The organism is Catelliglobosispora koreensis DSM 44566, from assembly GCF_000379685.1.
Classification (GTDB): Bacteria; Actinomycetota; Actinomycetes; order Mycobacteriales; family Micromonosporaceae; genus Catelliglobosispora; species Catelliglobosispora koreensis.
In genome coordinates, this window is record NZ_KB903254.1 from 188970 (window position 1) to 204566 (window position 15597).

13 protein-coding genes, 1 rRNA gene and 2 pseudogenes are annotated in these 15597 nt (G+C 66.6%); all 16 read right to left on the reverse strand.

The window, feature by feature from the left end:
• Positions 1 to 5 precede the first annotated feature (5 nt).
• Entirely contained in the window at positions 6 to 2105 is a 2100-nt protein-coding gene (locus tag A3E1_RS0115790) for a hypothetical protein (RefSeq protein ID WP_020521756.1), read from the reverse strand.
• Positions 2102 to 3184: a glycosyltransferase family 4 protein gene (locus A3E1_RS0115795; RefSeq protein WP_020521757.1), complete on the reverse strand. Its 1083-nt coding sequence runs from the start codon at positions 3182 to 3184 to the stop codon at positions 2102 to 2104. Before A3E1_RS0115795 ends, A3E1_RS0115790 begins: the two co-directional genes overlap by 4 nt.
• On the reverse strand, positions 3181 to 4824 hold the full coding sequence (gene murJ, locus A3E1_RS40495) for a murein biosynthesis integral membrane protein MurJ (RefSeq protein ID WP_020521758.1): 1644 nt from the start codon (positions 4822 to 4824) through the stop codon (positions 3181 to 3183). Before murJ ends, A3E1_RS0115795 begins: the two co-directional genes overlap by 4 nt.
• Complete coding sequence (locus A3E1_RS0115805) at positions 4800 to 5654, reverse strand: hypothetical protein (protein ID WP_020521759.1); 855 nt, start codon at positions 5652 to 5654, stop codon at positions 4800 to 4802. The genes murJ and A3E1_RS0115805 overlap by 25 nt, the downstream gene beginning before the upstream one ends.
• Positions 5655 to 5708: 54 nt before the next feature.
• Entirely contained in the window at positions 5709 to 6638 is a 930-nt protein-coding gene (locus tag A3E1_RS0115810) for a copper transporter (protein WP_020521760.1), read from the reverse strand.
• A 28-nt stretch (positions 6639 to 6666) separates the two neighbouring features.
• On the reverse strand, positions 6667 to 7845 hold the full coding sequence (steA, locus tag A3E1_RS0115815) for a putative cytokinetic ring protein SteA (RefSeq protein ID WP_020521761.1): 1179 nt from the start codon (positions 7843 to 7845) through the stop codon (positions 6667 to 6669).
• A gap of 86 nt (positions 7846 to 7931) precedes the next feature.
• Positions 7932 to 9677: a DNA repair protein RecN gene (gene recN / locus A3E1_RS0115820; protein ID WP_020521762.1), complete on the reverse strand. Its 1746-nt coding sequence runs from the start codon at positions 9675 to 9677 to the stop codon at positions 7932 to 7934.
• A gap of 19 nt (positions 9678 to 9696) precedes the next feature.
• Positions 9697 to 10581: an NAD kinase gene (locus A3E1_RS0115825; protein WP_020521763.1), complete on the reverse strand. Its 885-nt coding sequence runs from the start codon at positions 10579 to 10581 to the stop codon at positions 9697 to 9699.
• Positions 10578 to 11378 (reverse strand): TlyA family RNA methyltransferase, encoded by an 801-nt coding sequence (locus A3E1_RS0115830; RefSeq protein WP_020521764.1) that lies wholly within the window; start codon positions 11376 to 11378, stop codon positions 10578 to 10580. Before A3E1_RS0115830 ends, A3E1_RS0115825 begins: the two co-directional genes overlap by 4 nt.
• On the reverse strand, positions 11378 to 11545 hold the full coding sequence (locus A3E1_RS47700; protein ID WP_020521765.1) for a hypothetical protein: 168 nt from the start codon (positions 11543 to 11545) through the stop codon (positions 11378 to 11380). The genes A3E1_RS0115830 and A3E1_RS47700 overlap by 1 nt, the downstream gene beginning before the upstream one ends.
• On the reverse strand, positions 11542 to 12081 hold the full coding sequence (locus tag A3E1_RS0115840; protein ID WP_020521766.1) for a phasin family protein: 540 nt from the start codon (positions 12079 to 12081) through the stop codon (positions 11542 to 11544). Before A3E1_RS0115840 ends, A3E1_RS47700 begins: the two co-directional genes overlap by 4 nt.
• Before the next feature lie 18 nt (positions 12082 to 12099).
• Positions 12100 to 12882 (reverse strand): annotated as a pseudogene (locus A3E1_RS0115845) (HAD-IIA family hydrolase); the annotation flags it as partial.
• A complete protein-coding gene (locus tag A3E1_RS48420; protein ID WP_020521768.1) occupies positions 12869 to 13753 on the reverse strand; it encodes a tetratricopeptide repeat protein in 885 nt (294 codons plus the stop codon). The pseudogene A3E1_RS0115845 and the gene A3E1_RS48420, both read right to left, overlap by 14 nt.
• 444 nt (positions 13754 to 14197) lie before the next feature.
• Positions 14198 to 14557 (reverse strand): annotated as a pseudogene (locus tag A3E1_RS49295) (hypothetical protein); the annotation flags it as partial.
• Positions 14558 to 14904: 347 nt separating this feature from the next.
• Positions 14905 to 15126, reverse strand: coding sequence for a hypothetical protein (locus A3E1_RS0115860; protein ID WP_157631542.1), 222 nt, complete (start codon positions 15124 to 15126; stop codon positions 14905 to 14907).
• Positions 15127 to 15305: 179 nt separating this feature from the next.
• Positions 15306 to 15422: ribosomal RNA gene (rrf, locus tag A3E1_RS0115865) — 5S ribosomal RNA — on the reverse strand.
• Between the last annotated feature and the right edge of the window lie 175 nt (positions 15423 to 15597).

A 15597-nucleotide genomic window follows, 5' to 3' on the forward strand; every position in this document is an offset into this window, starting at 1 on the left:
GGACTTCACCCTAACACCTCACCTGGGGAGTCTTGCGCTCGCGTGCGGTCGGCGGCGTGTTCAAGCGCACGTAAGGACGACAAGGCGAGCAGTGGAACGGCCGTCGCAGCGGCCGCACCTGCGACGTTGAACGCCGCCCCGCCCAGAATTCCAGCGATGACCGTCGCGATCGTGATGCCTATGGCCGCCGCTCTAATCGGTGGATAGATCCCGAACAGGCGTTTCAGGCCGCCCCAGGGCCGCAACAGGACAAGCCAGACGAACAGCGCTGAGGCGAGGGCCAAGATGGTCAGCGCGCTCGTCGTGAACGCAGCGACGTTTAGCTGCCCGACGCGTGCCAAGGTGAGCGATGCCGTTCCGTCGGCGATCTGGTTGAGGAATCGGCCTAGGCTCCCCTGGTCTTCCACGGGACGCCGGACATCGATTAGCGCAAATAACGTGGTGACCGCGAACCCGGCGAGGACCGACCAGGCGAGCCGGCTAAACGTCAGCCAGCCGCCGGAAACCATTGCGGCGACTAGACATACGCCCGCGGTCAGCGCGACCGCTCCCCCGGCATCCGCGCCGATGCGGGGACTGCCGACTAGCACGACGGCGACGGCACCTAACCCGGCCACGAGCCACGCGCGGCGGTTGACGCGCACGAGATTGGACAGCCAGCCGGCACACATCAGCACCCCGGCGATGAACACTCCCATGATCACGATGCCGAGCCCGGCGTACCGGCCGCCTTGCAAGGACGAGTAACCAACCACGCCGTTGAGCTGCAACCGGGCGCCGGTTAGCAGATCGATACTGATGAGCGCGGCCGCGAACGAGGACACCACGCCGAGTGGCACGAGTGTGCGTTTGCTGGCGGGCAGTCGCGTGACGCCGAAGGTGAGCAGGGCGGTCAGGGCGAACGTCAGCAAGGCGAACAGCACCGTGTGCCAGCTCGAGCGCCACCACGGCACCAGGTCAGCGAGCAGTGCGCCAGGCAGCAGAAGCGACGATCCGATCAGCAGCACCTCTAGCGCGCTCACCAGGCGTGGGGACGGGGATTGTGGCCCCAGGGGCCCGGCGTGCAGGTAACTGCGCCTTAGGAGCGGAATGAGGGCCAGGAAAAGGCCGATCTGAATCAGGGCGACCAGGGTGAAGAACCATCTCGCGGCACTGAGCGAAGCCGACGCGCGCTGGTCGCTGCCCGCGAGCACGCCCAGGGCTTTGCCTAGCTCGGCTGGCCTCCCGCTGGCGGCCGAGGCGGGACTTCCGGCGAAAACCCGGTCTGGCAACGCGCGGCCGAGCATCGCCAAGGCCGTTGGTGCCAGATCGACCAATTCGAGGTACCCATTGCGCCGGCCAGTGGTCAGCGAGGTGAGCCAGCCGCCCTGCCAGCCCGGCCCGTCGATGGCGACGAGGTGCAGGCGCCCATCCGCGCTGGTGTCCGACACCCCGGCGATGACGATCGTGGCGCCCTCGGGACGGGCCTTGTCGAGGCGTTCGAGCATCGCGTCAACGGCCTTGACCTGAGCGAGCCGTTCTTCGCCGGTGGGCCCGGTAACCGAGCCGAGCTCCACGATGCTCAAGGCACACGTTGACAGCAAAGCGTTGTTGCCCAACTCGGGCGCGTAGTGGTCCACCCGCCCGAACGGCCTCGCCGCCGCTATCGCGGCGCCCGGGCCGACAGCGGAAGTGCACCGCAGCGATTCGGCGAGCGCACCCGGCACCGCGCCGTAGGGCTTGTCTTGCTGAGCATTGACGACGGCGGACTGGTCGGGCAGATACGCACCCTGAGCGTCCGGCCGCTCGATGGTCACGTCAACGGGAGCGCACTCCGGCGTTGGGGAAGCCGTACGAAACGCGTAGTTACCCGCGCCCAACGTCACCCAGCCGTCAGCAGGACACGTCGGGCTGACCGCCGAGCGGACGGACAAGGAACCGATAGCTCCCCGTTCCGCCAGGCGCCACAGCGCCGGAGTGTCCTGTTCGGACACATCGCTCCAGCGCAGCCCCGGCGCTCCCGCGATGATCACGTAGTCCGCGCCGGTCTCTCGCACAGGAGCCGCGGCATACGCTGGCACACCTGGCACAGCGAGAAAGAAGAGGACCGCGAGCAGCAACCTCACCTGGTGACCAGCTCCGCGTAGATCTCCATGATGTTTTCCACCGTTGACGCCTCGTTGGGCCATTGCTCAGCCTGGCGCCGGCCGCGTTCGGCGAGGGCCTTGCGTGCTTGCGGGTCCTGCAAAAGTGTCCGCACAGCCCGGTCTAGTGCCTCCAGATCAGACGGTGGAATCAGGACGGCGCCATCGCCCACGAGCTCCGGGATGCCGCCCACGGCGGTGGCGACCAGGGGCACCCCGGCCGTCAGCGTCTCCTGGGCGAACAGTTGGCGCGCCTCCCACAGGCTCGTCACGACGGCGAGGTCGGCCGCGGCGAGCAGATCGCCGATGTCACCGCGGTGACCGAGCAACGTGACCGGAGCGTGCAGCTCGGAGATCTGCGCGGCAAGGTCCAGATAGGACGGTCCTTCGCCGGCGATCAGCACCCGGGGCATGGGGTTGAGGGCACGCCAGCGGGCAGCGGCGGCGATCAGATTCTGGTAGCCCTTCTGCGGGTGCAGCCGCCCGACTGACAGCACCAAGGGCGTTTCCTCACGCAGGCCAAGACTGGAGCGGATGCTCGCGGGCGAGCGGCGGGAGCGCCGCAACGGCGGAGCAGCGACAGGCGCGAGCCGCGCGTCCTTAGCGCCGACGGCACGTGCCCGGATGACCAGATCGCTTGACGCGCAAAGGGTTACATCGGCGGCGCGGGCGGCGATCCGCTCGACGAGCGTGTGCACGCGGCCTTTGATGCCCGACCGCAACGGCGCGTTGTGCCATGTCACGGCAAGCGGCACGACCGGGCGGGCCAGTGCGGCGGCCAGCCCTGCGCGCAATCCGTGCGCGTGCACGATGTCAGGCTGCAAGGTGCTCAGGGCCTGCCGGATCAGGCCGACCGCGCGCATGTCACTGGGATGCAGGTTGGCCGGGATCTCGACCGGCAGGAAACTCGCCCCGCGATCGGTGAACCGGAACTGCGTCTCCGTCGCCGCCGGGCCGCACACGGTCACGTCGTGACCGGCGCCGGCCAGCCCAGCCGCCAGACCCGACACGTGTGCCCCGATGCCACCTGTGCTTGAGGCGAGCACGAGGAGAACCTTCATGGGGTCCCTCCTTTCCCAGCACGAGTCCGCCATCCGCGCAGTTTCTTCCACGCCGCCCGGCTGTCCTCACGGTCGAGCAGAAGCGCCATTCCCGCGAACACCACAGCTGCGGTCACAGCCGAAACAGTGCCCTGCCAGATCAGTTCCCACACCCCTGGCCTGGCTTCGTCAATGGCGCTTTCCAGTAATAGTGCCGAGGCGATGGCGACCGTCGCCGCACCCACCCCGGCGAACGTCACCTTGCCCACACCTTTGAGCGCCTCCGCACCGCACTTGCGCCACACTCCAAACGCGAGTGCCCCGCCGAGAACCGTCATCCCCACGGAGTTTGCCGCACCAAGGGCCATCGCCCGGTCCGGCTCGGCGAACACGCGGCTAAATATCACCGAGGCGGCGATGGTGACCGTCCACCCCAGACCGATCGCGACGGCGGCGAACCGCTGTGCCCCAGCGGCGTAGAGGGTGCGCTGATGCAGGGCGCTCACTGAGTACCCATAAAGGCCTGGAGCGAAGGCCATCGTCGCCGCACCGAGCCACTGCGCCTGCATGGGATCCTGCCTGATAAGCAACCCCGCCAGGGGGTACGCCACTGCCGTGAGCAAAGCGGCACCAAGGCACCCCAGCAGAACCACACCGCGGCCCGTCTTGGCCACGGTGGCGTTGCGCTGTGCCACCTCGCCGGTCGCGTGTGCCGTCGCGATAGCCGGATATGACGCGGTCGCCAAGGGCACGGCAAGGACCGCCCACGGCAGCAGGAACATCGCCTGTGCGGTGCTGAAGACGACCTGTGTTCCGTCATTGGCGGCCAGGCTGAGGCGGATCGTCACGAGGCGCGCGATCTGCTGTACCCCGATGGTGACCAAGCCCGCGGCGGCCAGTCCGGCGACGAGCTTGCGCTGTGCGTCGCTGAATTCCAAGCGTGGCCGCAGTTTCACCCCGAGCCGGTGCACCGGGATGAGCAGACATCCAGAAAGGACAGCTGCCGCCAAAGCGGTCCCCACCGCGAGAATCAGCACCTCCCCTTTACTGACCGTCGCGAGATCGGGTTTCGTGCCCGCGACGAGGGCGAAGATGACGTAGCTCGCCATCACGGTCACACTGGATAGCAACGGCGCCAACGCTGGCCAGGCGAATTTGCGGTGTGCTTGCAACACTCCGGTTAGGACGATCCCGACGCCATAGAACAGCACCATGGGCGCGAAGACACGCAGCATCGTGACGCCAGCGGCGTGCTGTGGCGCGTTGGCGGTCCCGAGCACGTTCATGATCGGGCTGGCGAAGACGGCTTGCAGGATCGCGAGCGGGGTAAGGATCAGCATCGTCCATGTGAGCAGTGAAGACGCCGTTTTGCGGACCGTTTCGCGGTCGCCTTCGGCGAGCGGTTTCGCCAGGAGCGGCACGACTAGGCCGGCCAGAGCTCCACCGGCGACGATCTCGAAGATGATGTTCGGGATCGCGGCCGCGGCGTTGTAGACGTCACCGAGCGCGGTCGGCCCGACGGTGAACAGCAAGACGATATTGCGGCCGAAGCCGAAGACTCGGCTCGCCACCGTGATCAGAGCGATCATCGTGGCGGCGGCAGCGATCCCGGCCGCTGCGCGCCCGGTGCCCGCGGTCACTTCGCCGACCGCCGCCCCCACGCGTCAGCCTCGCGCAGCACGGGTGTTTTCTCGATGACCTTCGTGAAGCTGACCTTTTCGCTCGCGAGCGTGAGCACGGTCAGTCCAGCTAGGACAGCCGCCCGGCCCAGAAGCCCGGTCTTTTGCGCCACGGCCACGCCCAGGACGGCGCCCAAGGCGTTGGCGCCCGTGTCGCCGAGCATGATTTCTTCGTCAAGGTCCTGTGGCAGCAAGGCTCCTGCCGCGCCTGCGGGACCCGGCTGCCCCAGGGCACCGGCCGCCAGCAGCCCGGTTTTCAGCGCCCGCCCGGGCCTAAGGTCAAGCAGGTTCAGCAGATTCGCACTCCCCGCGATCACGCCTGCCCCAAGAGCGATTTCCAGCGCGCGCTTCCGGCCGCTTTTGCCGAAATGGCTTTCACCGTCGGCGCTCCCGTTGACCCTGGCGCTTTGGCCGCTGGCGGGCCTTGCGCTCGCGGGCCTCCCGCTGGCCGACAGCAGGGCCGAGGCGGCGAGCGCGCTGAGGCCTACGCCAGCGATTTTCACGAGGCCCGAGGTGACCCTGCCCTCTTGCAGGCCGCGCAGGTGACCCTTGAATCCCTTGTACGCCTTCTCTTCCGGCCGTGATCCCACAATGTCGTCATAAAAGCCCACGGCACCCGAACCCAGTCCGGCCACCGCTCCGGCGACACTGCCAGCGGTCAGGCTCGCCGACACGGCCAGTGCCGGGCCACCGGCGAGACTGACCGTGCTGCCCCGGAAGTTGGTGCGCTCCAAGTCCTTTGGCGTGCCGATCGCTTTCAGCGCGGCCTGTGCCGCCAGCGCCCCAAGTCCTAACAGGACAAGTTTTTTCACCCGGCGATCACCGCAACCCACGACGGTGGTGCGGAGAATTGAGCTTGTTCGAGTTCACTTCTTATCCTGGGGCAGGAGTGAGCTGGACTTGGGCCCGATTCCGTAATGGCCCACTTGGTTTTTCACGAGCTGCTCCTGCACGGCCAGTGCCGTGGCGACCTGTCCCTGCGCGGTGTTCGCGTTGTCCACCGTGGAAATGCTCTTGGCGAGCACGACATCATCGCGCACCTCGGCCACGATGTTGCCGTCACCGCCGACCACGCCACCGACGACGACCACGCCGACCTTGTCGAACTGCGTCAGCGTGAATTGCAGCGCCGTGTTCTTGCTGCCCGCCTGGCGGTCCACCGGCGGCAGGCCGGAGATGAAGACGACGGCTTCGGCTCCGCCGGTCACGTTGTTATCCGCGCTGATGTAGCCGGCTTTGGAGTACGCGGTGATCACCTGGGTGACGTCTGCCGGGGTGATGGCGGGGTTTCGTCCTAACAGGACGGTTGCGAGCAGTGCGCTCGACGTCTCGACCCCGTCGCTGTTGAACGGAAGATCCGTGTTCGGAACGCTCGGCGGCTGGGCGCTAGCGGCCAGATCGAGCAGCGCGGTGTTCTCATCGCGGCTAAAGAACTTGTCCTGCAAGGCGACCGTGCCCGCGATCTGGGCCCCGGCGATCGTCAGCTTCGCGGCGATCCCGTCGACCTGATCCCGGCCGGACGGCAGCGACACCAGCAGCACGCGCTTGCCGGCCAGCTTGCCGTCAAGCATGATCGGCGCCGCCTCGGTGACGAACTGCTCCTCCCGGTTGGCCTGGTCGGTCAGCCCGCCCACCTGCTCGCGCAGCTGAGTGTTGGCCTTGCGCAGGGCGTCAACTTGGTCCCCGAGCGCGTCCGCGGCCGGGCCGTTGAGTGCCGCCGTGCCGACGACCAGGCCGATCGCCAAAGCCAGGAAGACAGCGGTCAGCGAAACGACGTGGTACCTAAAGTTGATCACCTTGGGTGCCTTTGCTCTTCAGGGGCCGCTAGAACCACTGCTGCAGGTCGAAGACCAGGTTGTCCCACCACTCAGCGACCAGGGAGAGGTAGGCCTTGCCAACCGTGGAAACCGCTACCGCGGCCGCCATCGCGGCGATTGCCGACAGCACGAGCAGCAGCACCGATGAACCGGAAATGCTCTGCTTGTAAAGCCTGCTCACGCCTTTGGCATCGACAAGTTTGCCACCGATGCGCAGCCTGGTGAGGAAAGTGGAAGCCATCCCACTGCGGCCCTTGTCTAGGAACTCGACAAGGTTATAGTGCGTGCCCACCGCGACGATGAGCGTGGCGCCCTTTTCGTCGGCGAGCAGCATGGCGATGTCTTCACTCGTGGCCGCGGCCGGGAACGTGATAGCCGGCACGCCAAGCTGATGCATCCGCGCCAGGCCGGGTGCCCGCCCATCGGGATAGGCGTGAACCACGACTTCGGCACCACAGCGCAGCACCTCGTCGGTGACCGAATCCATGTCACCGATGATCATGTCGGGTGAGTAGCCCGCTTCCACAAGGGCATCCGCGCCACCATCCACACCGATGAGGACCGGTTTGAATTCGTGGATGTAGGGCCGCAGCACCTCAAGGTCGAGCTTGTAGTCGTAGCCACGCACGACGATCAGGCAGTGCCGTCCCGCGATTTCCGTGGTGATGTCAGGCACGCCAACGCCATCGAGGAGCAGATCCCGCTCTTGCTTGAGGTATTCCATCGTGTTGGCGGCGAAGGCTTCCAGTTGCACGGACAGCCCTTCGCGGGCGTCGAGCATCGCCTTGCTGACCGTCTCGAGGTCCTGGCGCACCCCATGCGCGACCGGCTCGTCGCGGACATAGACGGTGTTGCCATCGATCCTGATCGTGTCGCCTTCGCGGACCTGCTGGAACACACCCTCACCGAGATCATCGATGAGGGTGATGCCGGCCTCGACGAGCACCTGTGGCCCCAAGTTGGGATAACGCCCGGAGATAGATGGCTTGGCGTTGAGGACCACGGTCACTCCGGCCGCCACAAGTGAATCGGCGGCCACCCGGTCAAGATCTACGTGATCGATAACAGCGATCTCGCCTGGGCGCAGCCGTCCCACCAGACGTTTGGTCCGGCGGTCGAGCCGCGCGAGGCCGGCGAGAACTCCCGGTTCGGCGGTCCGGGTCCGGCGTAATGTCGGTAGACGCATCGCTTGCCATCCTGGCACGAGATTGTGTCGTTCTGTTACTTCGACACCCTAGATCGCAAACGTCTCACAGCAGGCATGTTGCGGTGTTACGCGGCGCGTTCACGGCGCGCCACGGCCAGCAATTCCTCCGCATGGGCGATGCCCAGGTCCGAATCTGGCAGGCCCGCGAGCATGCGAGCCAGCTCACGGGAACGCTCGACCTCTTCGACCACGCGCACCCCAGATGTGGTGATCGCCCCACCCGTGTCCTTAGCGACCACGAGGTGCCTATCGGCGAAGGCCGCCACCTGCGGCAGGTGCGTGACGACGAGCACCTGGTGATTGCGGGCCAAGCGGGCCAGGCGACGGCCGATCTCGACCGCGGCCGTTCCACCCACACCGGAGTCGACCTCGTCGAACACCAGGGTCGGCGGGCCACCAGCACCGGCGAAAACGACCTCTATCGCGAGCATGACGCGCGAAAGCTCACCACCTGAGGCACCACGCTGGATCGGCAGCGATGGCGCGCCAGGGTGAGCGACAAGGCGCAGCTCGACGTCATCGGCACCATCGGCGGTCACCCCCGACTCGACCCCGTCGACCACCAGGCTGACATCGCCGGCCGTGCGCGGTGTCACCACGACCTCGACCCGCGCGTGCGGCATCGCGAGACCGGCGAGCTCCTCGGTTACCTTGCCGGAGAAGCGTGTTGAGGCCTCGGCCCGGGCCTGACGCAGCTTGGCCGCCAGCACAGCCACTTCACCGGCCAGCCGGTCGAGCTCGCGCTGCATCTCTTCCAGCGCCTCGTCAGAGGTGTCCAAGAGGGATAGCCGTTCCTTGGCCCGGTCGGCCCACGCGATAACGCCATCGACGTCATCGGCATATTTGCGGGTCAGCTGGCGCAGCACCGCGCGCCGCTCATAGATGGACTGCAAGCGGGCGGGATCAGCGTCCAAACTGGCCAGATAGGCTGAAAGCTCCACCGACACGTCAGACACGAGGGCGGCCGCCTCATCGAGACGTGCGGCATACTCCCCCAGCTTGGCGTCCACACTGGACTGACCGTCAAGCGAACGGCGGGCCGTGCTGATCATGCTGCTGGCGTCTTCGGAATCGGTTTCGCCTCCGCCACCAATCGCCTGGTACGCGATCTGAGCCGCCGTGCGCAGGCCTTCAGAGTGCTCGAGGCGCTGAGCGTCAGCCCGTAGCTCTTCGTCTTCACCGATCTGCGGATCGACCCGGGTGATCTCGTCGAGGCCGAGCTTGAGCAGCTCCGCCTCTTGTGCCCGCTCACGGGTGCTGCGGCGGCGATCAGCCAGGTCTTCAGCGATCTGCCGCCAGCGGGTGTAAAGCTCGCGGAACTCGGTCAGCAGCTTTTCGTGATCCGGCCCGGCGAAACGGTCCAAAGAAGAACGCTGCTCGGCCGGGCGCAGCAGGCGCAACTGGTCAGACTGACCGTGCACGGCCAGCACCAGTTCGCCGACCTCGCCCAGCAGTGACACGGGGACCGCGCGGCCACCCACGTGGGCCCGCGAGCGGCCTTCTACCGTCACCGTGCGGCTCAGCAGGAGGCTGCCATCGTCGTCGGGCTCCGCACCGGCGTCAGCGACCCGGGCGGCCACAGCCGCAGCGGTGTTGGCCGTCAGCCGTAATCTGCCTTCAACGGTGGCCCGGCCAGGATCCGCCCTGACCCTCCCCGCGTCTGCCCGCCCCCCAAACAGCAGGCCAAGACCGGTGACCACCATGGTTTTACCAGCACCGGTCTCACCGGTGATGACGTTCATGCCACGGGTCAGCGGAAGGGTGGTGTCCTCAATGACCCCGAGGCCGGTGATACGCAACTCTTCCAGCACAGGCAGACCTTAGCGCTAGTCACTGACTATTGCGCCGCCAGCCTTCCACCGGAAGGCCAAATTTAGCCACAAGCCGGTCCGTGAACGGCTGCGGACGCAACTGCGCCACACACACCGGAGTCGCTCCACGCCGGACAGTAACCTGCACGCCAGGGGGCAGATCGAACACGCGGCGGCCGTCGCAGCACAGCTTCGGCGCAGACGTATGCGGGTCAACGCTAATCGTGATCGCAGAACGCGGAGAAGTGACCAGCGGCCTGCTAAAAAGCGCGTGCGCGTTGATGGGAACGACCAGCAAAGCCTCGACTTGGGGCCACACCACCGGTCCGCCAGCGGAAAAAGCGTAAGCGGTTGAACCGGTGGGCGTGGCGCACATCACGCCGTCGCAGCCGTAGCGCGACAAAGGGCGGCCGTCCACATCGACCATCACCTCGAGCATCCGCTCGGGGGAGCTTTTCTCAACGGTGACTTCGTTGAGCGCCCACGACTCGGCGACGATCTCTCCCGCGAGCTCCGCGGTCACGTCAACGGTCAGCCGCTCTTCGACCGTGTAGGCACGGGCGACCACATCCCGTACGGCCAGGTCCAGATCGGAGATTTCGGCCTCGGCAAGGAAACCCACCTTGCCCAGGTTGATGCCGAGCAGAGGCGCGCCCACGGGACGGGCGAGTTCAGCTGCCCGCAGAAAAGTCCCGTCGCCGCCGAGGGCGAACACGATTTCGGCGCCCACCGCGGCGTCCACTCCGGACACTGGTGTCACCTCGGGCGCGTCGAGATCGGGAGCCTCCTCCGCGATCACTCGCACCTCGAAACCGGCCGCGTTCAGATCACGCGCCACGGTCCGGGCATGCGCCGTGGAGTCCTTGCGTCCCGTGTGCGTGACGAGCAACGCCGCCCTGGTCATCCGGAAACTCTATCTGACACGACCGCATGAATTTGTGCCTCGTCCGGCGGCGGGGCATCGCGCCGTAGCCACACGAAAAACTCGACGTTCCCCGACGGCCCCGGCAAGGGGCTGACCGTCACGCCCGCGGTCCCTAAGCCGAGCGCGAACGCCGCCTTCGCCACGTCGAAGACAGCCTCAGCCCGCAGCTCGGGGTCACGCACGACTCCGCCGGAGCCGACGCGCTCCTTGCCAACCTCGAACTGCGGCTTGACCATCAGCACCAGGTCGCCATCGGTGCAGGCGGCCAGAGCGGGCAGCACCAGCTTCAGCGAGATGAAAGACAGATCCGCGACGGTCAGCTCGACCGTGCCACCGATAGCCTCCGGCGTCAGCGTGCGGACGTTGGTGCGCTCCATGACGACAACGCGGTCATCGGTGCGCAACGACCACGCGATCTGTCCATAGCCGACATCGACCGCGACGACCTGTGCCACACCGTTGCGCAGCAACACATCCGTGAAGCCGCCGGTGGAGGCGCCGGCGTCGAGGCAACGCCGCCCGGCCACGGCAAGTCCTTGTGGTACAAAGGCTTCCAGCGCGCCAGCGAGCTTGTGCCCACCGCGCGAGACATAGTCGTCTTCGGCTGCCTCAGTCACGTGAACGGCATCGGCCGGATCGACCATCGCGGCGGCCTTCTGCGCCACGGAACCCTTCAGCAGCACGCGCCCTTCAGCGATCAGCGTGGCGGCATGCTCGCGTGAGCGGGCCATGCCACGCCGGACCAGCTCGGCATCAAGCCGGATCCGGCGCGCCATCACTCTTCAATGGAGGAAAGGACTTCACGCAGCGTCCGGTGCGCGGCCTCGTATGCGGCGAACTGCTCGGAAGCGGCGAGACTGCTGGCGTTTTCGACCGAGCGGACCGCCGCGTCCACGGCCTGATTGCCCGTGGACGTTTCGTCTTCCCAGTCTTGCTCGGTCACGGTGTCGCCTTCTTCGCCACAGCTTTCTTGGCCACGGTCTTCTTAGCGACCGCCTTCTTCGCGACCGGGGGCACGTCAACGGCCTTCGCGACAGGCTTTTCCGCCGCCGCCGCCGTCTTCTTCGCCACGGCTGGGGCCTTCTTCGCCGGTGCCGTGGTCTTCTTGGCCGCCGCTGGCTCGGCAAGCGGTGCCGCCGCCTTGGCATCGCGCAGCTGGCGTTCCAGTGCCTCGATCCGGGAGGTCAGCGTCGCGACCTCGTCGGCCGTCGCGAGACCCACCCGGCTCAGCGCCCGGTCCATCTCCACGCGCACCAGACGTGACACCGCTTCCCTGTTCGCCATTCCGGTGGCGACAAGCTCCTCAGCCATGCCCTGCAACTGGCTCGCCGTCGCGCCACCCTTGCCAGCGAGTTCCTTCGCGAGCTTCTTGACGGTCTTTTCAGCCTTCTTCTTGGATGCCTCGGTCAGCCCAAAAGCCAACTCCAGGTATGCCTTTACCGCATCTTGCACAGGTTCACTCACCTTCTGGGTCACCATGGGTTCACGCTACTCCGCGAAGAGACCCGATAGATCTTTTGCCACGTAAGTTGGCCGGTCCCGCGCCGCGGCCGCGCTCACCGATTCTGCCGAATCCACACCCGTCAAAACCAGCAACGAGTCCATGCCAGCCGCGTGCGCCCCCGCGATGTCCGTGTCCAACCGGTCTCCAATCACGAGGGTACGCCGTGAGTCCGCCCCCGCCGCGGCGGCTTCGAACAGCCCCGGACCGGGTTTCCCGGCCACCAGATCAGGCTGCCGGGCGAGCGCGGTCGCTAATGCGGCCACTAGAGAACCGTTGCCAGGCAACGGTCCCCGAGGCGTCGGCAACGTCTTGTCCGTGTTAGTCGCGGCCCAAAACGCCCCGGCACGAACAGCCACGCACGCCTCGGCCAGATGACGCCAGCCGACCTCAGGACCGTAGCCCTGCACGACAGCCACCGGCTCATCGTCGGCAGTGGACACGGGCGTCAGCTCCCGGTGCTGAATTTCTTGGACCAGCGCAGGAGCCCCGACCACGAGCACGGGTGCCCCGGCCGGAAACCGTTGCCGCAAGAGCGTTGCCGCGGCATTGGCACTCGTGAACACCTCGGAGGGATGTGCCTTGACCCCAATGCCCGTCAACAGGGCAGCCACTTCGCTGGCCGTCCTGGAAGCATTGTTCGTCGCGAACCGGACCGTCTTGCCACCCGCCCTCAAACGCGAAAGCGCTTGCGGCGCACCGGAAATGGGGCGGTCGCCCAAGACGACCACCCCATCCAGATCAAAGATCAGCACATCATACTGATCAGCGAGCACGATCTTCTTTCTCGTCCTGCTCACCGGCAGGCGCCGCTTCACCGGTGTCCTTGCCACCGTCGTCGCCGGCTACCTCGCCGTCGCTGTCGTCCTCTTCGTCCTCTTCGTCCTCTTCGTCGTCCTCGTCGTCCTCAAGGTCGTCATTGTCCTCGTCCTCAAGGTCGTCGTCTTCCTCTTCGTCATCATCGTCATCATCGTCGTCGTCGAGGTCGTCGTCTTCTTCGTCGTCGAGGTCTTCATCGCGGTCGTCAGCGCCCTCACGGTCACTGCCGCCCTCTTCGCCCTCTTCGTTGTCGTCTTCGTCGTCCTCGTCTTCGATCTCGATGCCGTCCATCTCCAGAAGACGTTCTGCCGCATCGGTAACGCCCTCGGCGTCAACTTCGGCCGCCTTGCTGAACCACTCGCGAGCTTCCTCGGTGCGGCCAGCTTCCAGCAACGCGTCGGCATAGGCGTAACGCAGACGCGGCGCCCATTCCTCTTCCGAGTCAATGGAAAGCTCACGGATCTGCAGCATCGCAGCGGCAGCGTCGTGCTGGCCCATGTCACCACGGGCTCCGGCCGCGACGATAAGCAGCTCAAGCGCTTCCGGACGGCTCAGTTTCTCGCGCTCAGCACCCCGGAACAGGTCGATCGCCTTCTCTGGGCGGCCAAGCGCGCGTTCACAGTCGGCGAGTACGGCCAGGTGTGTCTGGCGGCCCGTCATCCGGTGATACGTGCGCAGTTCACTGATCGCCGTAGCCCACTCACCCGCGTGGTAGGCCGCGAGACCGGCGGCTTCCCGGACCGCGCTAATGCGCGATGCCAGGCGACGTGCCGCTACCGCGTGCTCAAGTGCCTTCTCCGGTTCCTCATCGAGGTAGCGTCCGGTGGCCACGAGATGCCGGGCGACCGCGTCAGCGACGGGGCGCGCCAGAGCGTTCAGTTCAGCACGAACAGCCGAGTCGAGCTGCTCCGCGCGAATGTCATCGGCCAGCTCCGGTCCGGCTTGGAACAAAGGCTTGTCCTCACCAGAATCGAACCTCGCCGGACGACGGTCGTCACGCTGCTGGTAGCCGCCACGGTCATCGCGACGCGGCGCACGGTCGTCCCTGCGTGGGAAGCCACCGCCTTCACGGGAACCACCACGGTCGTCACGACGTGGGTAACCGCCCCGGTCATCACGCTTCTGGAAGCCGCTGCCACCACGGTCATCGCGACGGGCGAAACCGCCACCCTCACGCGGTGCACGGTCGTCACGGCGAGCGAAGCCGCCGCCTTCGCGGGAACCGCCACGGTCATCGCGGCGAGCAAACCCGCCACCCTCACGCGGTGCACGGTCGTCGCGACGGGCGAAACCGCCACCCTCACGCGAACCACGGTCATCCCTGCGCGGGAAACCGCCACCGCCTTCGCGCGAACCACCGCGATCGTCACGACGCTGGAAGCTGCTGCCACCACGGTCATCGCGACGCTGGAAACTGCTGCCACCCTCACGGGATCCGCCGCGGTCGTCACGACGCGGGTAACCGCCCCGGTCATCACGCTTCTGGAAGCCGCTGCCACCACGGTCATCACGACGCGGGAAGCTACCGCCCTCACGCGATCCACCACGGTCGTCACGACGGGCGAAGCCGCCACCTTCACGTGGCGCACGGTCATCCCTGCGTGGGAAACCGCCACCTTCGCGGGATCCACCGCGATCGTCACGACGCGGGTAACCGCCCCGATCGTCACGGCGCTGGAAGCCGCTGCCACCCTCACGGGAACCGCCGCGGTCGTCACGACGCGGGAATCCACCCCGGTCATCGCGGCGCTGGAAACTGCCGCCCTCACGTGACCCACCACGGTCATCACGACGCTCAAAGCCGCCCTCACGGCGGACACCCCCGCGATCATCGCGGCGCTGGAAACGGTCCTCACGCGGTCCACCCCGGTCATCACGACGGGGGAAGCCGCCCCGATCGTCCCGGCCCTGGAACCCACCTCGGTCATCCCGGCGATCATCGCGCCGGTCCCGGTCAAATCCTCGGTCGTCGCGTCCCTGCGCTACGCCCCGGTCATCACGGCGCGGAAAACCACCACGGTCATCGCGCTTCTGGAAGCCGCCGCCCTCGCGACGCTCCCCGCGGAAACTTCCGCCCTCGCTGCCAGTGCGGCGGAAACCCTGCCGCTCGCCCGTCCCACGTGGACGGTCGTATCCTCCATCAAAACCGCGTGCCCGGTCGCCATCCCGGCGAAAACCCTCACGCTTCCCATGCGAGCGGTCATAGCCGCCTCGCTCCGAATTACCCTGCGCGCCGCCATCCCGGCGACCGCGTTCTGAACCGTTATCCGTGGCACTCACGGAGTACATCCTTCCCTATAGCACGGAAGCCACGCGGCATAACCGTGCCTAAATGCAACACGAGGGCCGTCCCCAAACCGGGGAGGCCCTCGTGCGAATGTTTGTCCGGCGGTGTCCTACTCTCCCACACCATCGCTAGTGCAGTACCATCGGCGCTGGCAGGCTTAGCTTCCAGGTTCGGAATGTGGCTGGGCGTTTCCCTGCCGCTATAACCGCCGAAACTCTATGAACTTGCTGTTTCCCTTTTGCGGGGGTTGTTTGCAAGTTGTGATGTGCAAAGTGGACGCGTGCAGGGCATATGTTTTCTGCTGTGGTGTGTTGAAGTCCTCGGCCGGTTAGTACCAGTCACCTGAACCCATTGCTGGGCTTACAGTTCTGGCCTATCTACCCAGTGG